Source organism: Coprococcus sp. HPP0074 (assembly GCF_964238105.1).
Taxonomy (GTDB): domain Bacteria; phylum Bacillota; class Clostridia; order Lachnospirales; family Lachnospiraceae; genus Faecalimonas; species Faecalimonas umbilicata.
Window position 1 is genome coordinate 152,152 of the sequence record NZ_CAXSKS010000001.1, and the last position, 24,152, is coordinate 176,303.

Genomic DNA, 24,152 nt, shown 5'->3' on the forward strand with positions numbered 1-24,152 from the left:
TACAAAAAGCATTTGCGCTATAATAAGATATATGAGAAAAATGAAAGGGGTCATAAATCATGGGATTTATTGATGTAATTAAAGCAAAAGCAAAAGCAGACAAAAAAGTAATCGTACTTCCGGAGACAGAAGACAAAAGAACTTATGAAGCGGCAGAAGCTGTTTTAAAAGAAGGCACAGCAAATCTGATTCTTGTCGGAAGCAAGGAAGGGATCGAGAAGAATGGAGCTGGATTTGATCTTACGGGAGCAGTGATCGTAGACCCTGCAACAGATGAGAGAACAGCAGGATATATTGCAAAACTCGTAGAACTGAGACAGAAAAAAGGAATGACAGAGGAGCAGGCAAAAGAGATTCTTCTGACAAATTATTTATATTATGGAGTAATGATGGTGAAAATGGGAGATGCTGACGGTATGGTATCCGGAGCATGCCACTCCACAGCGGATACATTAAGACCATGCTTACAGATCTTAAAGACAAAACCAGGCACAAAATTAGTATCTGCATTCTTTGTTATGGTTGTTCCAGACTGTGAGATGGGAGAACACGGAACATTTATCTTTGGAGATTCTGGTCTTGAGCAGAACCCAGATCCAGAAAAACTTGCAGCAATCGCAATTTCTTCAGCAGAATCTTTCCGTACATTAGTTGGAGCAGAACCGAAAGTTGCTATGCTTTCCCACTCTACAAAGGGAAGTGCAAAACATGCAGATGTTGATAAAGTTGTAGAAGCAACAAAGATTGCAAAAGAGGCAGCTCCAGAATTAATGCTGGATGGAGAACTTCAGTTAGATGCAGCAATCGTTCCGGAAATTGGTGAATCAAAAGCTCCGGGAAGCAAAGTGGCAGGACATGCTAACGTACTGATTTTCCCGGATTTAGATGCAGGAAATATCGGATACAAACTTGTGCAAAGACTTGCAAAAGCAGAAGCATATGGACCGCTCACACAGGGAATTGCAAAGCCGGTTAATGATCTGTCACGCGGATGCAGCGCAGCAGACATTGAGGGTGTAATTGCAATCACAGCAGTACAGGCTCAGGCAGCAGAATAAAAGTGCATTAGACAGGAGAAATGTAAAAGTGGTAGCATTTCTTCTGTTAAAATAAAATATCATAACCAAACGGAGGAAAGAAACATGAATATTTTAGTAATCAACTGTGGAAGTTCTTCTTTGAAATTCCAGCTGATCAACTCAGAATCAGAAGGAGTTCTTGCAAAAGGACTCTGTGAAAGAATCGGAATCGACGGAAAGCTGACCTATCAGCCAGAAGGTGGAGAAAAGACAACATCTGATAAGGCAATGCCGACACATACAGAGGCTATTCAGTTTGTGATCGATGCCTTGACAGATGAGAAGACAGGTGTTGTAAAGAGCCTTGATGAGATCAATGCGGTTGGACATCGTGTTGTACATGGCGGAGAGAAATTTGCAAGTTCTGTAGTGATCGATGACGAAGTGTTAAAGGCGATTGAAGAATGTAACGACCTTGCACCATTACATAATCCTGCAAACCTGATCGGAATCAATGCATGCCGTGAATTAATGCCGGGAGTTCCTATGGTAGCTGTATTTGACACAGCATTTCATCAGACAATGCCAAGCAAAGCATACATGTATGGACTTCCATATGAGTATTATGAGAAATACAAAGTAAGACGCTACGGATTTCATGGTACAAGCCACAGCTTTGTATCAAAGAGAGTTGCAGAACTCGTTGGAAAAGCTTACGATGAGACAAAGACAATCGTATGTCATTTAGGAAATGGAGCAAGTATCTGTGCAGTGGAAAATGGAAAATCCGTGGATACTTCTATGGGACTTACACCGTTGGAAGGACTTGTAATGGGAACACGTTCTGGAGACATTGATCCTGCAATCATGGAATTCCTTGCAAAGAAAGAAAATCTTGACATTGCCGGACTTATGAACGTACTGAATAAAAAATCAGGAGTATATGGACTTTCTAATAACTTATCAAGCGACTTCAGAGATTTAAGTGAAGCGGCAGCAGACGGAAATGAAATTGCAGAGCTTGCGTTGGATGTATTTGCGTACAGAGTAGCAAAATATGTTGGAAGCTATACAGCTGCAATGAACGGAGTAGATAATATCGTATTTACAGCTGGAATCGGAGAAAACTCAGCAATCGTTCGCACAATGGTATGCAAATATTTAGGATATCTTGGAATTGAGATTGATGAAGAGCTGAACGGAAAACGCGGACAGGAAATCATTATCTCTACACCAGAATCGAAAGTAAAAGTGCTTGTAGTTCCTACAAATGAAGAACTTGCGATTGCTCGTGAGACAGTTGCCTTAGTTTAATTTCTGATTATTTTGTGGAAGGAAGATAAGAAAAAAGTCTGTGCCAGACTTTTTTCTTATTTTTGTCATATAAAAGCATTGACAAACGCGTTGAACGTGATATAATAATTGAGGTGTGAATAGGAGAACTGTTTTATGATAATCAGCCTATTGAAAGTCGTGACAGCAGAAGATAAGACGATGCATCTGAATGCAGAGATGGAACTGGAAGAGTTTCGCACGAAGGCTGGTAGATTTCCGATTATAGAGAAAGAGCCAGTAGAGTTTGTGATCCGGCATGTGAAGAACCGTCAGGTACTTATTTCCGGGAAAACAAAGGTTGTAATTTCGATTCCGTGTGATCGCTGTCTGAAAGAAGTACCGTATGAATTTTTGATTGAGTTTGAGAAAGATGTGAATCTGAACGAATTGAATCAATCAGAAGCGCACGATGAAACAGCAGAAGAAAAGAATTATATTGACGGATATAATCTTGACGTAGACAAATTACTCTATAATGAGATTTTGATAGGATGGCCGATGAAAATTCTATGTTGTGAAGACTGTAAAGGAATTTGCAACGTATGTGGTCAAAACCTAAATGAGGGAACTTGTGACTGTGAAGACACAAGCCTTGACCCTAGAATGTCAGTTATCCGCGATGTGTTTAAGAATTTTAAGGAGGTGTAACCTATGTCAATTTGTCCAAAGAATAAATCTTCAAAAGCAAGAAGAGACAAAAGAAGAGCAAACTGGAAAATGAGCGCTCCGAATTTGGTAAAATGCAGCAAGTGTGGAGAATTAATGATGCCTCACAGAGTTTGCAAAGCTTGTGGATCTTATAACAAAAAAGAAATTATCGCTCAATAATAAGAGGATAAGGTTGAAAAGGAGGTTGGGAATCAGCCTCCTTTTTTCCATTCTTTTTTTGCTTTAGAAAGAGGAGGAAGCATATGCAGGTTGATTTATGGAAAGTCCTTGAAGCCTTTCTGGAAAATTTTAATATAAATCTGACATTGATTTCTTCAAAAGAAGATGACATCACGAAGTTTGATTTAGGAATCAGAAAGATTTTTGGGAATCAGAATACTTATGAGAAGATTGCAGCGTATGTCTGTGACACTTGTGAGAGCAGGAAGCTGTATGTCTTACAGGATGTTTTTGAAACGGAATACTGTATGTTCTGTCTGCCGGAAGAAGAGAGAAGTGTAGGAAACTACTGTTTGATCGGACCATATCAAAATGAAAAGGTAGAAGAGAACTGGCTGAATGAACTGGTGCAGACACATAAAATCCCTACAATTTATATGGGGGAACTTCAGGAATATTATCAGGCAATGCCGATTCTGCCAAACTATCAAGAGTTTAAAGAATGTCTGGTATCCATCATACGTATGTTATATAAAAATGAAGGGAAACTGCAAATCTGTTATCTAGATCACTTTACATGGACAGAAGAGCTTACTGCACCGGAAAATCAGGAAGAGTCAAACTTGTCGGCGAACTTGATAGAAGAACGCTACAAAATTGAAAATGATCTTATGAAAGCAATTTCCCAGGGGAATATTGATGCGGCTCTGAATGCAACGGCCAGAATGTCCAGTTTTCGCATTGCAGATCGCTTTAAAGAAGCAAGCAGGAATTACAGGAATTTTTTGATCACTGCAAATACGCTTTATCGAAAAGCGGCTGAGATGGGAGGAGTACATCCTTATTTGATTGACAAGGTGTCCTGTGCGTTGGCAAAAAAGATTGAGACAGTTTGCACTCGTGCAGAGTACAGCCATTTTAATCGAGAAATGATTCGAAGATATTGTATGTTGGTGCAAAATTATTCGTTTCAGAAATATACACCGCTTGTGCGAAAGGCGATGAATTATATTGAACTGAACATCAGTCAAGGGGTTTCTTTGAAAAATCTGTCGGAAGAGCTCAATGTGAATGCAAGTTATCTTTCCACGGTGTTTAAAAAGGAGATGGGGCAGACGGTGACGGAATATATCAATCAGCGCAGAGTAGAAATAGCCATTCTCTATTTAAACACAAGCTCTATGCAAATCCAAGACATTGCTTTCCGGGTGGGAATCTGCGATGTGAATTACTTTAGCAAAGTTTTTAAAAAGATCACCGGGATGACTCCGACAAAATATCGTGAAAAAGTACTTTCAGCAACAAAAATGTAGAATAAGGAAATACAAAAGCTACAAAAAAGCAGCAGAAACAAAGGGGTTTCTGTTGTTTTTTTACATTGCAAGTCAAAAAAATAACAATTTTCCTTATTTCAGACAAAATTTTACTTATTTCTTTTGCGAATACATGTTAGAATGTCAACATAAGGAGGGACGAGTAAATAATAGAAAGGGAATTCTAAAATACCATTTGCCTTGAGTATTTTCATTGATTTGAGAAATGAAAGAAAGAGGAAAATAAGAATGAAAAAACCTTTAGAAGAAAACGGTATCCACCGTGCGAAATTATGGGAGATAGCATTCTATGCGTTGAATAATACTTCCACAAATATTTATATGGCATTGATGGGATATATCAGTTATTATCTGATTGGTATTGTCGGAGTAGGAGCAGTTTTAGCGGGTTCATTTGTTACTGTTATGAGAATTTGGGATGGTGTGACTGACCCATTTGTTGGCTTTGTTGTAGATAAGACAAATACAAAGTTTGGTAAAAATAGACCATTTATTGTAGTCGGACAGATTATTTTGTTTGTATCTTCATTTATCCTGTTTAATGTGACACCGAGTATTCCAAAAGCTGGAAGATTTCCATTTTTTGTTGTAGTTTATATGGTTTATATCATCGGATATACTTGCCAGTGTGTTGTTACAAAATCAGCACAGTCTTGCTTGACAAACGATCCAAAGCAAAGACCAATCTTTGCTATGTTCGATTCCGTGTATAATGTTGTAGCATTGACAATGATTGTTCCGATTTATATTTCTGGTACTTTGATTCCGAAATATAACGTAACAAACGATGCTGGAGAAGTAACACTTTCTGCATTCTATAACCCTGAAATGTTCCACCACCTTCAATTACTGTTTGGTTGTATCGCAGCAGTTTGTGCAGTGCTGGCAGTAATTGGTCTTTGGAGAAAAGACCGTCAGGAATATTTTGGAACTGGAGAAGTTGTGAAAGTCGGATTTAAAGATTATGTGGATGTACTCGCACATAACCGTGCGATTCAGATGCTTGTTGCATCAGCTTCTTCAGACAAACTTAGTATGTCAATGAGAAACAATGCGACAATTATGATTACAATGTTTGGTGTTATTTGTGGTAATTATGCGCTTTACGGTTCTGTATCTGCATTAACATCTATTCCGGTTTGTCTTTTAACAATCCTTGGTATGGGATATATCGGAAGAAACTTAGGGCAAAAGAAAGCTCTTGTAATCGGAACAATAGGATCAATCGCATCAGCACTTGGAATTTTCTTGTTAATGTGGCTCGGTGATCCAACATCTATGAAGCTTCCAATTGTAAACGGTATCAAAGGTTTGCTGAATCCGGCTACATGGTCTCCAGCTAACTGGAGCTTATTTGGACTGACATTTATTTTCCTGTATATTGTACTGGGAGGATTTATGAGTATTGCTTCATCCATCGTTATTCCGATGACGGCAGATTGTGCAGATTATGAAGTATATCGTTCGGGAAGATATGTTCCGGGACTTATGGGAACACTGTTTAGTTTTGTTGATAAAATCATCTCATCACTTGCGGCTACATTTGTTGCGTTGATGTTTGCAGCAATCGGTTTCACAAAGGAACTTCCGGTAGAGTCTACACCATACAGTGACGGAATCTTCTGGGTGACAATGGCATGCTTTATCGGAGCACCATTGATCGGATGGATCATCAACTTGATCGCAATGAAATTCTATCCACTTACAAAAGAAAAGATGGAAGAGATTCAGGAAGAAATTGCAGCAATCAAAGCAAAAGCAATGACAAAGAAATAATATTTACAAAGAATTGGTTAAAAGGGGGAGGATTCCTGGCTGACAGTCTTTCCCATGGGAGGTAACAGACATGAAAAAAAAGGAAAGACTGGACAGTCCGGAAGACATTAAAAAGTTTTTAGAGTTAGAAAATGAATTACAGAAAACAAAAGAGGCATATGGTATTGAAGAAAAGGAGACTTTGCTGCAAAAGTTCGCAGGGTGGTATCATAACCTGCTCAACAGCAGAGAAAAGCGGCTGGTAAGCCGTAAAACATACATATGGCTGGCAGTGCTCACAGGGTGGATGGGGGGACACCGCTTCTATACACATCAGTATAAGACAGCACTTATCTACCTGTTGACATGCTGGACTGGATTTCCGCTTGCAATGACGCTTGTGGATCTAATGATTGTCATTCCGATGCAGTCGGATGATAATGGAAAAGTATTGATTTAAAATTTTAGAAAGAGGTGGAAGAAATGGAACATATTTTAATTTCTGGATTTGCAGATGAAATTAGTCCGGATTTTGATGAACAGCTTCGTGTTGTGACTTCTCTTGGAATGGAGTACATTTCTCTTAGAACAGCAGACGGGAAAGGCATCGCAGATTATACAGCAGAAGAGGTTGAGGAAAAGCTTCTGCCAAGATTGCGGGAAGCAAATGTAAAAGTTTCTTCTCTGGGATCTCCGATTGGTAAGATTAACGTAGATGATGAAGAAGCATTTGAAAAACAGCTTGTGCAGATGGAAGAACTCTGCAAAATCTGTAAAGTGCTTGATTGTAAATATATTCGCATGTTTAGCTTCTTTATTCCGGAAGGAAAGAATGCCGATGATTACAAAGAGATTGTTATTGAAAAATTAAAGAAGTTTGATGCGATCGCAGCAAAATATAGTGTTGTTATGATCCATGAAAATGAAAAAGATATTTATGGTGATATCAAAGAACGATGCAAAATCATTTTAGATGCACTTGGAAGCCCGCATTTCAAATCGGTATTTGATTTTGCGAATTTCGTACAGTGCGGGGAAGATACAATGGAATGCTGGAAATTGCTCCGTGACCATGTCGCATACATCCATATTAAAGATGCTGTGACAACAGATAAGGAGAATGTTCTTTGCGGAACAGGTGAAGGAAAGATTGCAGAAATCTTAAAAAGAGCGATCAAAGAGGAAGGTTATCAAGGCTTCCTGACATTGGAGCCGCACCTGGTACTGTTTGATGCACTTCAGTCTCTTGAGACAGAGAATGCAGAAAATATTATTAAAGAAAATAAAGCAAAAGATGGTGCAGAAGGTTACTCCATGCAGTATCATGCTTTAATAGATATTTTAGATTCCATAGAGAAATCAAACTAAGGAGGAATATAAACATGGAAAAAGTAAGATTTGGTTTAATTGGTATTGGTGCGCAAGGTGGCGCGTATGCAGGATTTTTATCAGGAAAGGGTGGATTCCCAGGAATGCCGGCACCAGAATGCCCACCGCACTGTGCATTAGGAGCACTTTGTGATATCGATCCTGAGAAGGAAGCAATGTGCAAAGAAAAATATCCGGAAGTTCCTTTCTTCAAAGATTGGAAAGAAATGGTTGCTTCTGGAACAGTCGATGCAGTAATCACAACTGTTCCACATTACTTACATACAGAAATCGCAATTTACTGTCTGGAACATGGAATGAACGTACTTGTAGAGAAACCAGCAGGGGTATATGCAAAATCTGTTCGTGAGATGAACGAGTGTGCAGCAGCTCACCCAGAGGTAGCTTTCGGAATCATGTTCAATCAGCGTACAAATAAATTATATCAGAAAGTAAAAGAAATCGTTGCTTCCGGAGAACTTGGAGAAATTCGTCGTTCTAACTGGATCATCAACTCATGGTGGCGTCCGGACAGCTACTACCGTCAGAGCGACTGGAGAGCTACATGGGGCGGAGAAGGTGGAGGTGTCCTTGTAAATCAGGCTCCTCATCAGTTAGACTTATGGCAGTGGATGTGTGGAGTTCCAAGCAAAGTATATGCAAAGATCATCTGCGGAGCTCACAGAGATATTATCGTTGACAACGATGTAACAATCGTTACAGAATATCCAAACGGAGCAACAGGAAGCTTTATCACATGTACACATGATCCAATCGGAACAGACCGTTTTGAGATTGACTTAGACGGTGGAAAGATTGTTGTGGAAGACAGCAAGAAAGCAACTGTATACCGTCTGAAAAAATCAGAAAAAGAATTAAATGATACAATGTCTATGATGGAACTTGTAAAACTGACTCAGGGAAATTCTTCAGGAGCAGACGGACTGTACGACATCGAAACATTTGAGAACACAGATGGATGGGGAGTACAGCACACAACTGTTATGGAAGATTTTGCAAAACACATCATCGAAGGAACACCGTTATTAGCTCCTGGAGCAGACGGAATCAATGGAGTAAACCTTGCAAATGCAACACTTCTGTCAAGCTGGTTAGGAAAAGAAGTAGAACTTCCTGTAGACGAAGATGTATATCTTGCTGAATTAAATAAGAAAATTGCAGAGGAAGGAAAATTCCCAACACGTTAATTTCACAATTGAAAATGGGAGGAGTTAGGATGAAGAGAGCAGCGATCATTGGATTAGGGGATATTTCCCAAATTCATATTGCGGGTATTCTTGCGAATCCAGAAATAACACTCTGCGGACTGTGCGACATCAATCCGGAGGCCAATCAAGGGCTTCCGGAAGGTGTCCCTTTCTTTACAGATTACAAAGAAATGGTAAAACAGACACAGCCGGACTGTGTCCATATCTGTCTGCCGCACTACCTGCACTATCCGGTTGCAAAAGAAGTAGCTGAGATGGGATGCAATGTATTTTGTGAAAAGCCGGTAGCGCTTACGACAAAAGAAGCGGAAGAATATGTAAAATTAGAAGCAGAGCATCCAGAGCTTCATATTGGAATTTGTCTCCAGAATCGCTTGAATGAGAGTGTGGAGATGTTAAAAGAGCTGATTGACAGTGGAAAATACGGAAAAGTTACAGGAACAAGAGGAATTGTCCCATGGTATCGCGCAAAGGAGTATTACGATATCAAACCATGGCGCGGGAAATGGGAAACTGCCGGCGGCGGATGTATGATTAATCAGTCTGTGCATACACTGGATCTTTTATATTTTCTTGGTGGAACTATCAAAGGGGTACATGCTTCGGTAAGTCAGCTTTTAGATTATGGAATTGAAGTTGAAGATACTGTGACTGCGAGACTGGAATATGAAAATGGTGCAAGAGGTCTGTTTTTTGCAACAAACGCTAACCATAAAAATGAATCTGTACAGATTGCAGTTCAGCTCGAACAAGGAGAATTTCTGATTCGGGATAATGTACTTTATGAAGTGCAAGAGGATGGTACCCAGAAAAAACTGATCGAGGATGAGAAGATGCCTGGAAGCAAGTTTTATTATGGCGCGAGCCATAGTAAACTGATTGCCAGATTCTACAAATGCCTTGAGGATGAAACAGATAATTATATCAAAGTGAAGGATGCAAAGATGAGCATTCAGTTGATTGATGCGATCCAGGAGTCTGGAAGAACAAACAGTTATGTGCCTGTGCGATAAAATGTCTCATGCAAAAGATCATTTTTACCAGGCTGTGTCATGACGAAAGAAGATAACGGATTGTTTTTATAAGTAGGAGGAACATTGATGAAAAAAGGATTAATTGGTATTCAGATGAGTACAATCAAAGATAAAATTGCAGAATTAGGTGCATATGGAACATTAAAAGCATGTGCAGAGCTGGGATATCACTGTGTGGAAGTATCTCAGGTTCCGATGACAGAAGAAAACGTAGCAGGAATGAAAAAAGCATGCGAAGAATTCGGAATTAAGATTGCAGCGCTCAGCGCAGCATTAGAGCCGATGATGCCAGGAATGCCAGGAGAATACCTTACAACAGATTTTGACAAAATCGTAGCTGATTGTAAGACATTAAACTGCGATATGCTTCGTATCGGTATGCTTCCGATGACATGTATGGGAAGCCGCGAAAAAGCGCTTGATTTTGTAAAACGTGCAGATGAGGTTGCTGGAAGATTAAAAGAACATGGAATTGATTTATACTACCACAATCATCATGTAGAGTTTGTAAAATATGATGGAGAATACTTATTAGACATCATCAAGAACAATACAAAACATATGGGATTTGAGTTAGATATCCACTGGATTCACAGAGGAGGAGAAAATCCGGTAGAATTTATTAAGAAATATGACGGACGAATCCGTCTGCTTCACTTAAAAGATTACAGAATCGGTGAAGTAAAACTTCCAGAAGGAAAATTTGATCCTGAAACATTTATGGCTGCATTTACAAGCAATGTAGAATTTGCAGAAGTTGGAGAAGGTTCTCTTCCGGTAAAAGAATGTATCGAAGCAGGTCTTGCAGGAGGAAGCGAGTACTTCTTGATCGAGCAGGATGCAACTTATGGAAGAGATCCATTTGAAAGCTTAAAGATCAGCAAAGCAAACCTGGAAAAACTTGGATATGCTGACTGGTTTAATTTAGATTAATCTAGGAATAGAAAAAGAAAATAAAACAGACAGAGAACGAAACGATCCTGTGACAAAAAATCGCTTTATGGGTAAACATAAAGCGATTTTTGTGATAGAGGGAAGTACAAAAAATTATATTGATTTTTGCAGAGATGTCTAGTAATATTATTAATAGTAATGCTGGGAGGAATGAATATGGCTGATTTAACAAAAGTAGTTCTGGATGCAATGGGCGGCGATCATGCACCTGGTGAAATGGTGAAAGGTGCTGTGGATGCCGTCAGCAGACGTCAGGACATTAAAGTTTTTCTCGTCGGACAGGAAGCTGTGGTCAGGGAGGAACTTGACAAGTATACATATCCGAAGGAGCAGATCGAGGTTGTCGGCGCCACTGAAAAAATCGAGACGGCAGAGCCGCCAGTTATGGCAATCCGCAAGAAGAAGGATTCATCGATTGTTGTTGGGATGAATCTTGTAAAGAAGGGAGAGGCAGATGCTTTTGTCTCTGCTGGAAATTCTGGTGCAGTTCTTGTCGGAGGACAACTGATTGTTGGAAGAATTAAAGGCGTGGAGCGTCCGCCGCTTGCACCGTTGATTCCAACAGAAAAGGGCGTCTCTCTTTTGATTGACTGTGGGGCAAATGTGGATGCAAGACCGTCACATTTAGTGCAGTTCGCAAAAATGGGATCTGTTTATATGGAGAATGTGATGGGAATAGCGAAGCCAAGAGTCGCAATTGTTAATATCGGTGCGGAAGAAGAGAAAGGAAATGCACTTGTAAAAGAAACATTCCCACTGTTAAAGGCATGTAAGGATATTCATTTTATCGGCAGCATTGAAGCAAGAGAGATTCCACATGGGATGGCAGACGTAATTGTCTGTGAAGCGTTTGTCGGGAATGTTATCTTGAAGTTATACGAAGGTGTCGGAGCGGCGCTCACAAGCCAGATAAAAAAAGGGATGATGTCTACATTGAGAAGTAAGATTGGTGCACTGTTAGTAAAACCAGCTTTGAAGCAGACATTGAAATCATTTGATGTCAGTGAACATGGTGGGGCACCGCTTCTCGGATTGAATGGACTTGTCGTGAAGACGCATGGAAGTTCTTCTGCAAAGGAAGTTTCCAATTCTATCATACAGTGTGTGACTTTCAAAGAACAGAAGATCAATGAGAAGATCAGAGAGCACATTCAGAAAGAAGAAAAGCAAAAAGACGAAACAACATCCTAAAAATCAAGTGGAATAGCAGAAAGGAAATCAAGTTATGGAATTCGAAAAATTACAGGAAATTATTGTGGACGTATTAAATGTAAATCCGGATGAGATCACAATGGATACAACTTTTGTAGATGATCTCGGAGCAGATTCGCTGGATATTTTCCAGATCATTATGGGAATTGAGGAAGCATTTGACATTGAAATCGCAAATGAAGATGCAGAAAGCATTGTAACAGTTGGGGATGCAGTAGAACAGATCAAGAATGCTACAAACTAACAGCAGGCGATATTTCTATTATTTTATAAATGAGAAAGCCCATCCGGGCTTTTTCGTTTTATCAGAGGAGAATCAGAATGCAGAGATTAAAGGAATTAGAAAAAAAAATCGGTTATACATTTCAGAAAAAAGAATTGCTTCAAAAGGCGATGATGCACAGTTCTTATACAAATGAAAAACATATGAAAAAGCAAGACTGCAACGAACGGTTGGAATTTCTCGGAGATGCGGTATTAGAACTTACAACGAGTGAAGCACTCTTTTTTGACAATCCTTCTATGCCGGAAGGTGAATTGACGAAAACGAGGGCAAGTATTGTCTGTGAGCCTGCGCTTGCATTTGTTGCAAAGGAATTGATGTTGGGCAGCTATCTTTTACTCGGAAAAGGTGAGGAAGCAACTGGTGGACGGCAGCGAGACTCAATTACTTCGGATGCCGTGGAGGCATTGATCGGAGCGATTTATTTAGATGGTGGTTTTGCTAGTGCAAAAGAGTTCATTCAAAAATTTATTTTGTCAGATCTGGAAAACAAAAAGCTCTTTTATGATAGCAAGACTATCCTTCAAGAGATGGTTCAGGCGAAATTTACAGAAAATGTAAGATATGTGCTTGAAAAGGAGGAAGGTCCAGACCATAACAAATCTTTTACAACGTCTGCCTACATTGGAGAGGAATGCTACGGAACCGGAAGTGGAAGAACAAAAAAAGCTTCTGAGCAGGAGGCGGCATATCAGACGATTTTGATGCTGAGAAAGAAAGAACAGTAGGTGGAAGATGTATTTAAAAAGTATCGAAGTGCAGGGATTTAAGTCTTTTGCGAATAAGATTTTGTTTGAGTTCCATAATGGAATTACAGGGATTGTAGGACCAAATGGAAGTGGAAAAAGTAATGTCGCTGATGCAGTGCGCTGGGTGCTTGGAGAGCAGAGGGCAAAGCAGCTGCGTGGAGGATCGATGCAGGATGTTATTTTTTCGGGGACAGAGAACCGCAGACCCTTAAGTTATGCTTCGGTTGCAATCACATTGGACAATGCGGATCATCAGCTTCCGGTTGACTATCATGAAGTGACTGTCACAAGAAAGTTATACCGTTCTGGGGAAAGTGAATATCTGATCAATGGAACTGCTTGCAGGCTGAAAGATGTGAATGAGCTTTTTTATGACACCGGGATTGGGAAAGAAGGGTATTCAATCATCGGGCAGGGCCAGATTGATAAGATTTTAAGTGGAAAGCCGGAAGAGCGGAGAGAGCTTTTTGATGAAGCGGCAGGGATTGTCAAATTTAAGAGACGAAAATATCTTTCTGTCAGAAAGCTGGAAGACGAGAGACAGAATCTCGTTCGTGTCAATGATATTTTGTCAGAACTTGAGAAACAAGTGGAGCCACTGAGAAGGCAGTCAGAAACAGCGAGAATCTATCTGAAGAAAAAAGAAGAATTAAAAATTTATGATATTAATATGTTTTTAATGGATACGATTCGGCTGAAAGAACAGATGGAAACCGCTCAGCGATCTTTTGATGATGCCAACAGAGAACTGACAGAAGCAAAGGAAAAGCAGGAAGCGTTGAAACATGCCTATGAGAAACAAGAACAGAAACTTGTTGAAGCTGAATTGCAGATGGATGGGTGTCGCACAAAGCGAGATGAAAAAACATTGGCAAAACAGCAGGCGGAAAGTCAGATCCAGGTATTGGAGGAACAGATCCGGACTGCGAAGATGAGCGATAGCCATTATGATCAGCGTCTTCTGGCAATTGCAAAAGAATTAAAAGAGTATCAGGAACAGAAAGCAGCATTTGCAAAAGAGCAGGAGCAATTGGGAGAAAAGATTTCTGGCGCAAAGATAGAAGAGCGTCAGGTAGAAGAAAATCTAAAGGAAATCCAGACGCAGATCGCAGAACTTCTTGTGGCGGTAGAAAAAAAGAAAAATGATACGATGCAGTTATTGGAAAATCGTGCTGTAACAAAAGCGAAGCTGCAACATTATGATACGATGATGGAGCAGACAAAAGTTCAGCGGGCACAGATGAATCAGCGACTGATCGAGATGAAAAGCAACTCCGGAGAACAGGAAGCACAATTAAAGAAATATGAGGAAGATTTTCTTACAGTCCAGGCGGAAATCGAAAAACATCAGGCAGAGAGCAATCGTCTGGAAGATGAGATCGAACAGCTTCAAAAACAGCTGAAAGATCAAAATGAGCAATTACAGATCGGTCAGACAACATTCCACAGAGAGAAGTCAAGACTGGAATCTCTTAGAAACTTGACGGAGCGGTACGATGGTTATGGAGGAAGTATCCGCAAAATTATGGAACGAAAAGAGGAAGAAAAAGGGCTTCTTGGGGTTGTGGCGGACTTGATCAAAGTTGATAAGACCTATGAGATCGCAATTGAGACAGCGCTTGGCGGTAACATTCAGAATATTGTTACGGATTGTGAGGAGACTGCAAAACGCATGATCGATTTTCTGAAAAGGAATAAGTACGGACGTGCGACCTTTTTACCATTGACTGCAATCAATGGAACCTCCGGGATTCGACAACCAGAGGCATTACAAGAGAAAGGGGTTATAGGACTTGCAAGCACACTGGTAGCAGCAGAGCCTAAGTATCAAAAGCTTATTGACCACTTACTTGGCAGAACAGTTGTTGTTCATACCATTGAGGATGGAATTGCACTGGCAAGAAAATACAGACAGTCTTTGCGGATTGTGACACTGGAAGGAGAACTGATGAACCCCGGCGGTTCCATGACAGGAGGATCTTTTAAAAATACAAGCAATCTTTTGAGTAGAAGGCGCGAGATTGAAGAGTATGAGAAAGCGGTAAGAAGGCTGTATCAGGAGATGCAGCAGATGCAATCTGCTGTGATTCGGGATAAAGAGAAGCGGACAGCTTGCTATGCAGATCTTGAAAAAAATCGAGAAATTCTTCAAAACCTGTATGTGAAACAAAATACAGTAAAGATGAATCTTGCACAGGCAAAAGAGCGACAGGGAGAAACGAGCCAGGCATTTACCGATATTCATCAGGAGGGAATGCGGCTGGAACGTCAGATGGCAGAAATTTTTGAAAACAAAGAGTCAATCCAGATGGAACTTGAAACGTCTGAATTACTTGAGAAAGAATTTCAGCGCAGAATCCAACAATTGCAGAAAGAAGTTGAGCAAAAGAAAGAGAAGGAAGCAATCTGTCTGAAAAGTGCAGAGGCAGCACATCTTGAGAGTGCTGCATTGGATCAAAAAAATCTATTTTTGCAGGAAAATGTGAAACGAATGGAAGAAGAAATGTTTCGCAGATCACACGAGGAGGAAACACTTCAAGCCGGAAAAGAACATGCGGCAAATGAGATTGCGGAGCGGGAAGGGCAGATTTTAAAACTACGTCAAACAATCGTACAGCTGAGTGAAGAACTTTATGCAGCAAAAGAGGAACTGGCATCTTATATGGAGCAGAAAGAGAAACTGCAGCTTGTACAGAAAGAAATTTTCCAGAGCCGGGAAGATTTATCCCGTCATCTTTCTGATCTGGACAAAGAAACTTTTCGCTTGGACAGCAAAAAGACTGCTTTGGAAGAGCAGACTGAAAAGTTGATGAATTACATGTGGGAAGAATATGAACTGACCTATTCTCATGCACTGGAAATGAGAAAAGAAGAGCTGCTTGATCCTGTGCTTCTAAAGAAAGAAATTCAAAGATTAAAAACAGAGATCAAAGCGCTTGGCACAGTCAATGTCAATGCGATTGAGGACTACAAAAATGTACTTGAGCGCTACGAATTCTTAAAAGGACAGCATGATGATCTTGTAGAGGCAGAAAAGACTTTGGTTCAGATTATTGAAGAACTGGATATTGCGATGCGGAAACAATTTGAAGAACAGTTTGCAAAGATCGCAAAGGAGTTCGATAGTGTATTCAAACAGCTTTTTGGCGGAGGAAAGGGAACGCTCGAATTGTTAGAAGATGAAGACATTCTAGAAGCGGGTATTCGCATTATTGCACAGCCGCCGGGGAAAAAACTGCAAAATATGATGCAGCTTTCTGGTGGAGAAAAGGCGCTGACGGCTATTGCACTTTTGTTTGCTATCCAAAATTTAAAGCCATCCCCATTCTGTCTTCTTGATGAGATTGAGGCTGCGCTTGACGATTCGAATGTAACGCGTTTTGCAAAGTATTTACATAAACTGACCAAACATACACAATTTATCGTAATTACGCACAGGCGTGGTACGATGACAGCGGCAGACCGTCTATACGGAATTACGATGCAGGAGAAAGGGGTATCGACATTAGTGTCGGTAAATCTTTTGGAAGATGAGTTAGAAAAGTAGGAGGAAATAGATATGGGAGAAAAAAAAGGATTTTTTAAACGACTGGTATCTGGACTTGCAAAGACAAGAGATAACATTGTATCAGGAATTGACAGCATTTTTAATGGATTTTCAAGTATTGATGAAGATTTCTATGAAGAACTGGAAGAGATATTGATCATGGGAGACTTGGGAATCCATGCGACGATGAAGATCATTGAAGATCTGAAGGCAAAAGTAAAAGAGAACCATATTAAGGAGCCGGCAGAATGCAAGCAGCTTCTGATTGACAGTATCAAAGAGCAGATGAGCATCGGAGATACGGCATATGAATTTGAAAATCGTACTTCCGTTGTTCTTGTCATTGGAGTAAACGGTGTTGGAAAGACAACAACAGTTGGAAAACTTGCAGGAAAACTTCGAGAAGAAGGAAAGAAAGTTGTTTTAGCAGCGGCAGATACTTTCCGCGCAGCAGCAGGGGAACAACTTACCGAGTGGGCGAGAAGAGCAGATGCCTATATGATCGGAGGTCAGGAAGGAGCAGATCCGGCGGCAATCGTTTATGATGCAGTACAGGCTGCAAAAGCAAGAAAGGCAGATGTACTGCTATGTGACACGGCAGGGCGTTTGCACAACAAGAAAAATCTGATGGAAGAGTTAAAAAAGATCAATCGGATCATTGACCGGGAATTTCCGGAAGCATATCGTGAAACACTTGTTGTATTGGACGGAACAACCGGACAGAATGCGCTCGCACAGGCAAGAGAATTTAAAGAAGCAGCAGATATTACAGGAATTGTTTTGACTAAATTAGACGGAACAGCTAAAGGGGGAATTGCTGTGGCAATCCAGTCAGAACTTGGCATTCCGGTGAAATATATTGGTGTCGGAGAACATATCGAGGATCTTCAAAAATTTGATCCGGATGAGTTTGTAAATGCATTGTTTGCGACAGAAGAATAAAAGATAGATGGAGCGGGATTGAAAAATGCCCGCTCCATTGTTATATTGAAATCTGTGTGATAGATGAAGGTTGATTATCATAAGGTGTGGTCCGCTTGATATTTTTCTTATAGCAGCTTGGGGTTACACCAACCGCCTTTTTGAACAGTTTTGTAAAATAATTGACATCATTCATTCCTACACTCCATGCCACATCCTGAATTTGCAGATCGGTGGTATTTAATAATTTCACTGCAATGTGTATTCTTTGCTGGTTGATAAATTCCGTCAATGTAATTTCAAGTTCCTTTTTGAAAATGGTTGACAGGTAGTTTGGATTTACATTCAGCACTTCTGCAATTGATTTTAATGAGAGTGGATGATGCAAATTAAAATGGATATAATTCAATGCTTTGCGGATGACTGGGCTATAATTCATCATGGACTGATTTTGAACAAGCAGACAATATCTCCGGATCATATCGAGCATCAAGGCATTTAAATCTTCAACAGAAGAAGAGTCTTCAATTTGTAAGGCATAAGATGTCGAAATTTCATTTAAATAGATAGGATGGACAAAACTCTTTTCAGCTGCTTTTCGGCACAGCGTATTTAAAATTACAAGCCGATTCTTAGCATCACGCAGAAGATCTTTTGTCCGATTCTCAAAGCGAGTGCAGCTAAATGCGTGAAAAGACTTTAGTGCATTTCTCCGGTCTCCTCTGGAAATCGCTTCTAGAAGTTCGTTCTCCATCCGATAACGTTCTTCCATGACATCCATGGAAAGATAGAGCTCCGGTGTGGAAGAAGATTCGTAGCTTACGTCATTTGTTCCCCAGTTTTCAGTGATGAAATGGACCAGGTAAGATTCCGGGCCACCGTATAGATAACTGCCTATTGTGTTGAGTGTGGCGATCATCGTTCGCATTTCCAACTGTGGAATTGTGTTATAGTAAGTACGGAGCGAATCACGCATATTTTCGGAAAGCTGATTTTTCTGAAGAATTTCCAAAAGAAAGGTATCATCCGCAGTTCGGGTGAGAAATGGACCTACATAATAATAACTGTTGGCAATCTCGGGATGTTTAAAAATGATATAATGTGAATAAAAATTATCTTCCATGAAATAAATAGAATTATCAAATGTTACATTTGGTGCTCCGTAGAGTAGAGTCTGGTAGTCAAAATCGCTCCAAATCTTTCTGCGCAGTCCGAAGTCAATCTGCTCCAAAGATTCAAATGGAGGTGTCAGGACGGCAGAGTGCACTTTGAGTGTAGCGTACAAAAGGTCTGTGAGGAATGCAAAAATATTCGGTTGTTTCATACTCATCTCCTTAAAATTATTCTATATAATAATAAAATACATGAAAATAGTACGAAAATCAATGAGAATTCTACTCTCGCTCAAAAAAAATATGTGTTAAAGTAATAACAAGGTCAAGACAGACCGAATGCTAAAAGTCTTTTTGCCCATCCGACAGTGACACAGGTGTATACCAAGATCTGCTTGTTGCTGGGAGAGGAACAAAAAGCAAAACATGCCGAAAGAAAAAGATTTTAGGAGGATGACAATGGCAAGTTCAACAAACAACAATCAACCTTTCGGAATCAAAGACAAAATCGCTTACATGTGTGGAGACTTTGGTAACGATTTCTTCTTTATTCTGATTAGTCAATTTTTAATGGTGTTCTACACAAGCGTGTTGGGAATCAATGCAGGTGTGGTAGGAACTTTGTTTTTAGTAGCGCGTTTTGTTGATGCGTTCACAGATATTGGAATGGGACGAATTGTAGATAGTTCCAAACCTGGAAAGGAAGGAAGATACCGTCCATGGATCAGAAGAATGCGTATTCCAGTAGTCCTTGCGGGAGTACTTGTATTTATTCCATGGGTAGCAAACCTTCCGTATGCACTGAAGATTGTCTATATTTTTGTAACTTACATTTTATGGGGAAGCTTCTGTTACACAGCAATCAACATCCCATATGGTTCTATGGCTTCCGCAATCTCTACTGATCCGGTAGAACGTGCACAGCTTTCTACATTCAGAAGCGTGGGTGCAGCACTTGCAGGAGTTATCGTTGGATTTGTAGCGCCGATGATCGTATACGTAAAAGATGAGGCGGGAAATCAGGTATTAGTTGGGGAGCGTATGTTTATTCTCTCACTTATTTTCGCTGTATGTGCATTCATCTGCTACACAATCTGTTACAAATGGTCTACAGAGCGTGTTGTGACAGAGACAAAAACAGTAGAAAAGAAGGCTTCTGCAAAAGACCTTGTAAAAGGACTTGTTGGAAACCGCGCACTTGTATCTATCATTGTTGCGGCAATCGTATTACTTCTTGCAATGCTTCTTGCGCAGTCTATGAACGTATATCTGTATCAGGATTACTTCAAAAATACAAAGGCAATGTCAATTGCAAGTTTATTAGGTACTGCATGTACATTGATTTTAGCTCCATTTTCTGGTAAAATTACTAAGAGATTTGGAAAGAAAGAAGCATCTAGTGCGGCATTACTTTTTGCATCTGCAGTATATGTATTCTTATTTGTTGCAAAGATTAAAAATCCATGGGTATTCTGCGGAATCATTTTATTAGGAAACCTTGGAAGCGGTCTTTTCAACTTGATGATCTGGGCATTTATCACAGACATCATTGATTACCAGACTGTAATGACAGGTTCTGAAGATGGTGGTACTGTTTATGGAGTTTACTCTTTTGCAAGAAAGCTTGGACAGGCTCTTGCAGGAGGACTTGGCGGATATGCGCTTGCACTGATCGGATATCAGTCAGGTGCAGGTATTGACCAGACAGAAGCTGTAAAGAACTCTATCTATGCGGTGGCAACAGGTGTTCCGGCAATCGGATATCTTATCATTGCATTGATCTTGATTTTCTGGTATCCTCTTTCTAAGAAGAAACTGGAAGAAATCAGAGAAGAATTAGATAAAAGAGCAGCAAAATAATTTGCGCTAGATACATCCGGCAGTCAGCGATATGGCTGCCTGTCGGTACGAGAAGAGATATTTTGCGTTCCTTATAACGCATAATAAAATATATAAATGAAACGAAAGGAGAAATGTGTATGAAAATGACATTTCGCTGGTATGGACCAGACGATCCGGTAACTCTGGACAATATTCGTCAGATTCCGGGAATGACAGGTGTCGTGACAGCTGTTTACAGTGTTCCTGTCGGAGAAGTATGGCCGGAAGAAGAAATTCTGAAATTGAAAGCTCAGGTAGAAGCAAAAGGACTTGAGATGGAAGTAATCGAGAGTGTTCCGGTTCACGAGGATATCAAGTTGAGAAGAGGAAACTATCAACAGTATATCGAGAACTATAAAGAGAACATCAGACGTCTTGCAAAAGCAGGCGTGAAGTGCATTTGCTACAACTTCATGCCAGTATTCGACTGGACAAGATCACAGCTTGACAGAGAACTTCCGGATGGATCTAACGCACTTGTATACTACAAAGAGCATGTAGCGCAGATGGATCCGACAAAATTAGCTCTTCCGGGATGGGATTCTTCCTACTCAACAGAAGAGATGGCAGAGCTGATCCAGGCGTACAAAGATCTTGGAGAAGAAGGTCTGTGGGAGAACCTGGCTTATTTCATCAACGAAATTATGCCGACAGCAATCGAATTTGATGTCAACATGGGAATTCATCCGGATGATCCACCGTGGTCTATTTTTGGAATTCCGAGAATCATTACATGCGAGGAGAACATTGATCGTTTCTTAGGTCTCTATGATGATAAACATCACGGACTGACACTCTGCAGCGGAAGTCTTGGATGTGCGACATTTAACAACTACGCAGAGATGGTAAAGAAATATGCGGCAATGGGACGGATTCACTTCGCTCATGTAAGAAATGTTAAGATTCTGGAGGACGGATCCTTTGAGGAGAGTGCACACTATTCTCCGTGTGGATCATTAGATATCGTTGAAATATTAAAAGCATATCACGATGCTGGATTTGAAGGATATTTAAGACCGGATCACGGAAGAATGATCTGGGGAGAGACTGGAAAACCGGGATATGGACTGTATGACAGAGCATTAGGTGCGATGTATATGACAGGAATCTGGGAAACCCTTGATAAATTAGACAAATAGTTCGAAAAAATAAAAAGATTGGAGCGTGGAAAAATATGAAACTTCCATTTCAAATTGATCTGAAAGATAAAGTAGTAGTTGTAACAGGAGCCGGCGGTGTACTTTGTTCTATGTTCGCAGCAGCTGTTGCTGAGACAGGAGCGAAAGTTGCACTTCTTGACCTGAACGAAGTAGCAGCAAAAGCAAATGCTGAAGCAATCGTCAAAGACGGAGGAATCGCAAAAGGATATGCATGTAATGTACTTCAGAGAGAGAGCATCGAAGCAGCAAGAGATGCGATCCTTGCAGATTTCGGAACATGTGACATCCTGATCAACGGAGCGGGAGGAAACAATCCGAGAGCAACAACAGACAATGAATTCTTCCACAAAGAAGATTTAAATCAGATGAAGACATTCTTTGATCTTGATGTATCTGGAGTAGAATTCGTATTTAACTTAAACTACCTTGGTACACTGCTTCCAACACAGGTATTTGCTCAGGACATGATGGACAAAAAAGGTGCGAGCATCATCAACATTTCCAGCATGAATGCATTTACACCACTGACAAAGATTCCTGCATACAGCGGAGCAAAGGCTGCTATTTCTAACTTTACACAGTGGCTTGCAGTACACTTCTCAAAAGTTGGAATTCGTTGCAACGCAATCGCACCAGGATTCTTCGTTTCAAAACAGAATGAAAAATTATTATTTAACGATGACGGAACACCGACAGCACGTACAGAGAAGATTTTAAGAAACACACCTATGGATCGTTTTGGTAAATCAGAAGAGTTGATCGGTACTTTATTATACTTAATGTGCGAAGATGCTTCTAGCTTCGTAAATGGTGTAGTAATTCCGGTAGACGGAGGGTTCTCTGCTTACTCAGGCGTATAATAGTAATCAGATAGAAAAGACACATTGCCAATGCAGAAGAACATGCAGAGTCTGTTTTTCTGCATTGGCGTTCTTTATCATAGAAAAAGTGAAATGACAGATGCTTTGGCAAGCATACAATCTTCCAGAGCGCACAAAAAGATAGGATAAGGAGAAAATAAAAATGAAAAAATTTATGGATAAAGATTTCCTCTTAGAGACAGAGACAGCAAAAGTATTATATCATGACCATGCGGCAAAAATGCCGATCTGTGATTTCCATAACCACTTAAATGTACAGGAAATTTATGAAGATAAAGTGTTTAACGACATCGGAGAAATCTGGCTTGGAGGAGATCACTACAAGTGGCGTGCACTTAGAACAAACGGAATCAAGGAAGAGTATGTGACAGGAAAGGAAGTTTCTTTCCAGGAAAAATTCAGCAAATGGGCTGAAACAATTCCATATACATTCGGAAATCCACTGTATCACTGGACACATCTGGAATTACAGCGTTATTTTGGAATTGAAGAGCCGTTAAGCCCGAAGACAGAGAAAGAGATTTACGAAAAGTGTAACCAAATGCTCAATACAAAAGAATTCTCTGTTAGAAATCTTCTCCGCATGATGAATATCACAGTACTTTGCTCGACAGATGATCCGGCAGACGATCTGAGATACCACAAAGCATTAAAAGAAGATGGATTTGAAATTCAGGTACTTCCGACATTCCGTCCGGACAAAGCGCTTGGAATCGACAAGGCTGATTTTGCAGAATATATTGCAAAACTTTCAGAAGTTGTAGGATATGAGATCGATTCCATCGAAACATTAAAGAAAGCACTGGAAGAGAGAATTAACTACTTTGCAGAAGTTGGATGCCGTGTCAGCGACCATGGATTAGATGAAAATCTCTACATCAAAGCATCTGAAGAAGAAGTAGATGCAATCTTTAAAAAAGCATTGGCAGGGGAGAAACTGACAGCAGAAGAGATCAAGAAATTTAAAGGAAACGTTCTTGTATTTTTAGGAAGCCATTATCACAAGAGAAATTGGACAATGCAGCTTCACATTGGAGCAGTTCGTAACAACTCTACAAGAATGTTTGAAAAGTTAGGACCGGATGCAGGATTTGACTCTATCGATGATATCTGCTATGCAAAAGAATTAAGTGCACTTTTAAATGCAATGGATTACAACGCAGAACTTCCAAAGACAATCCTTTACTGCCTGAATGCAAAAGATAATGAGATGCTTGCAAGTATGGCTGGAAACTTCCAGGATGGTTCCTGCAAAGGAAAAGTACAGTTTGGTGCTGCATGGTGGTTCCTTGATCAGAAACGCGGTATGGAAGCACAGTTAGACGTATTGAGCCAGATTGGTCTCCTGTCTGCATTTGTTGGAATGCTTACAGACTCAAGAAGTTTCCTTTCTTTCCCAAGACACGAATACTTCCGCCGTATCCTCTGCAACTACATCGGAAATCTTGTTGAGAATGGAGAATATCCGGCAGACATGGAATTCCTCGGACAAATGGTAGAAAATATTTGTTACAATAACGCAATGGAGTATTTCGGATTTTAGGAGGCAT

The 24,152-nt window shown here is 40.2% G+C and carries 21 protein-coding genes; 20 read left to right on the forward strand and 1 reads right to left on the reverse strand.

Annotated elements, in window-relative coordinates; all coding sequences use genetic code 11:
• Positions 1 to 59: 59 nt before the first annotated feature.
• From pta to ftsY, 16 genes are all read left to right on the forward strand, one after another.
• A complete protein-coding gene (gene pta, locus ACESPO_RS00745; RefSeq protein WP_499788327.1) occupies positions 60 to 1,058 on the forward strand; it encodes a phosphate acetyltransferase in 999 nt (332 codons plus the stop codon).
• An 84-nt stretch (positions 1,059 to 1,142) separates the two neighbouring features.
• Complete coding sequence (locus ACESPO_RS00750) at positions 1,143 to 2,333, forward strand: acetate kinase (RefSeq protein ID WP_008975390.1); 1,191 nt, start codon at positions 1,143 to 1,145, stop codon at positions 2,331 to 2,333.
• 135 nt (positions 2,334 to 2,468) lie between these two features.
• The gene (locus ACESPO_RS00755; RefSeq protein ID WP_016438601.1) at positions 2,469 to 3,002 is read left to right on the forward strand and encodes a YceD family protein; all 534 of its coding nucleotides are present in this window, start codon (positions 2,469 to 2,471) and stop codon (positions 3,000 to 3,002) included.
• 3 nt (positions 3,003 to 3,005) lie between these two features.
• Positions 3,006 to 3,182, forward strand: a complete 177-nt coding sequence (gene rpmF, locus ACESPO_RS00760) for a 50S ribosomal protein L32 (RefSeq protein ID WP_008975392.1) — start codon at positions 3,006 to 3,008, stop codon at positions 3,180 to 3,182.
• An 83-nt stretch (positions 3,183 to 3,265) separates the two neighbouring features.
• On the forward strand, positions 3,266 to 4,495 hold the full coding sequence (locus ACESPO_RS00765; protein WP_120091212.1) for an AraC family transcriptional regulator: 1,230 nt from the start codon (positions 3,266 to 3,268) through the stop codon (positions 4,493 to 4,495).
• 249 nt (positions 4,496 to 4,744) lie between these two features.
• Positions 4,745 to 6,292 (forward strand): MFS transporter, encoded by a 1,548-nt coding sequence (locus ACESPO_RS00770; protein ID WP_009261969.1) that lies wholly within the window; start codon positions 4,745 to 4,747, stop codon positions 6,290 to 6,292.
• 70 nt (positions 6,293 to 6,362) lie between these two features.
• Positions 6,363 to 6,731, forward strand: coding sequence for a TM2 domain-containing protein (locus ACESPO_RS00775; protein WP_336305314.1), 369 nt, complete (start codon positions 6,363 to 6,365; stop codon positions 6,729 to 6,731).
• A 23-nt stretch (positions 6,732 to 6,754) separates the two neighbouring features.
• Entirely contained in the window at positions 6,755 to 7,639 is an 885-nt protein-coding gene (locus ACESPO_RS00780) for a sugar phosphate isomerase/epimerase family protein (RefSeq protein ID WP_499788328.1), read from the forward strand.
• 14 nt (positions 7,640 to 7,653) lie between these two features.
• Positions 7,654 to 8,847: a Gfo/Idh/MocA family protein gene (locus ACESPO_RS00785; RefSeq protein ID WP_008975397.1), complete on the forward strand. Its 1,194-nt coding sequence runs from the start codon at positions 7,654 to 7,656 to the stop codon at positions 8,845 to 8,847.
• 29 nt (positions 8,848 to 8,876) lie between these two features.
• Complete coding sequence (locus ACESPO_RS00790; protein ID WP_499788329.1) at positions 8,877 to 9,881, forward strand: Gfo/Idh/MocA family protein; 1,005 nt, start codon at positions 8,877 to 8,879, stop codon at positions 9,879 to 9,881.
• 87 nt (positions 9,882 to 9,968) lie between these two features.
• Positions 9,969 to 10,835 carry a sugar phosphate isomerase/epimerase family protein gene (locus tag ACESPO_RS00795; protein WP_016438606.1) on the forward strand — a complete coding sequence of 289 codons (867 nt, stop codon included), beginning with the start codon at positions 9,969 to 9,971 and terminating at the stop codon, positions 10,833 to 10,835.
• A 177-nt stretch (positions 10,836 to 11,012) separates the two neighbouring features.
• Complete coding sequence (gene plsX, locus ACESPO_RS00800; protein ID WP_016438607.1) at positions 11,013 to 12,047, forward strand: phosphate acyltransferase PlsX; 1,035 nt, start codon at positions 11,013 to 11,015, stop codon at positions 12,045 to 12,047.
• A gap of 34 nt (positions 12,048 to 12,081) precedes the next feature.
• Positions 12,082 to 12,312 carry an acyl carrier protein gene (gene acpP, locus ACESPO_RS00805; protein ID WP_008975401.1) on the forward strand — a complete coding sequence of 77 codons (231 nt, stop codon included), beginning with the start codon at positions 12,082 to 12,084 and terminating at the stop codon, positions 12,310 to 12,312.
• Between the two features lie 77 nt (positions 12,313 to 12,389).
• Entirely contained in the window at positions 12,390 to 13,079 is a 690-nt protein-coding gene (gene rnc, locus ACESPO_RS00810) for a ribonuclease III (RefSeq protein WP_009261963.1), read from the forward strand.
• 7 nt (positions 13,080 to 13,086) lie between these two features.
• Entirely contained in the window at positions 13,087 to 16,647 is a 3,561-nt protein-coding gene (smc, locus tag ACESPO_RS00815) for a chromosome segregation protein SMC (RefSeq protein ID WP_499788330.1), read from the forward strand.
• Between the two features lie 12 nt (positions 16,648 to 16,659).
• Positions 16,660 to 17,589, forward strand: coding sequence for a signal recognition particle-docking protein FtsY (ftsY, locus tag ACESPO_RS00820; RefSeq protein WP_008975405.1), 930 nt, complete (start codon positions 16,660 to 16,662; stop codon positions 17,587 to 17,589).
• Between the two features lie 40 nt (positions 17,590 to 17,629).
• Here the strand turns inward: ftsY and ACESPO_RS00825 are convergent, their stop codons facing one another.
• Complete coding sequence (locus ACESPO_RS00825) at positions 17,630 to 18,892, reverse strand: helix-turn-helix domain-containing protein (RefSeq protein ID WP_499788331.1); 1,263 nt, start codon at positions 18,890 to 18,892, stop codon at positions 17,630 to 17,632.
• 247 nt (positions 18,893 to 19,139) lie between these two features.
• Between ACESPO_RS00825 and ACESPO_RS00830 the strand changes: the two genes are divergently transcribed.
• From ACESPO_RS00830 to uxaC, 4 genes are all read left to right on the forward strand, one after another.
• On the forward strand, positions 19,140 to 20,540 hold the full coding sequence (locus ACESPO_RS00830; protein ID WP_008975407.1) for an MFS transporter: 1,401 nt from the start codon (positions 19,140 to 19,142) through the stop codon (positions 20,538 to 20,540).
• Between the two features lie 119 nt (positions 20,541 to 20,659).
• A complete protein-coding gene (gene uxuA / locus ACESPO_RS00835) occupies positions 20,660 to 21,700 on the forward strand; it encodes a mannonate dehydratase (protein WP_016438610.1) in 1,041 nt (346 codons plus the stop codon).
• Positions 21,701 to 21,735: 35 nt separating this feature from the next.
• The gene (locus tag ACESPO_RS00840; RefSeq protein ID WP_499788332.1) at positions 21,736 to 22,581 is read left to right on the forward strand and encodes an SDR family oxidoreductase; all 846 of its coding nucleotides are present in this window, start codon (positions 21,736 to 21,738) and stop codon (positions 22,579 to 22,581) included.
• A 163-nt stretch (positions 22,582 to 22,744) separates the two neighbouring features.
• Complete coding sequence (uxaC, locus tag ACESPO_RS00845) at positions 22,745 to 24,145, forward strand: glucuronate isomerase (protein WP_016440575.1); 1,401 nt, start codon at positions 22,745 to 22,747, stop codon at positions 24,143 to 24,145.
• Positions 24,146 to 24,152: the final 7 nt, after the last annotated feature.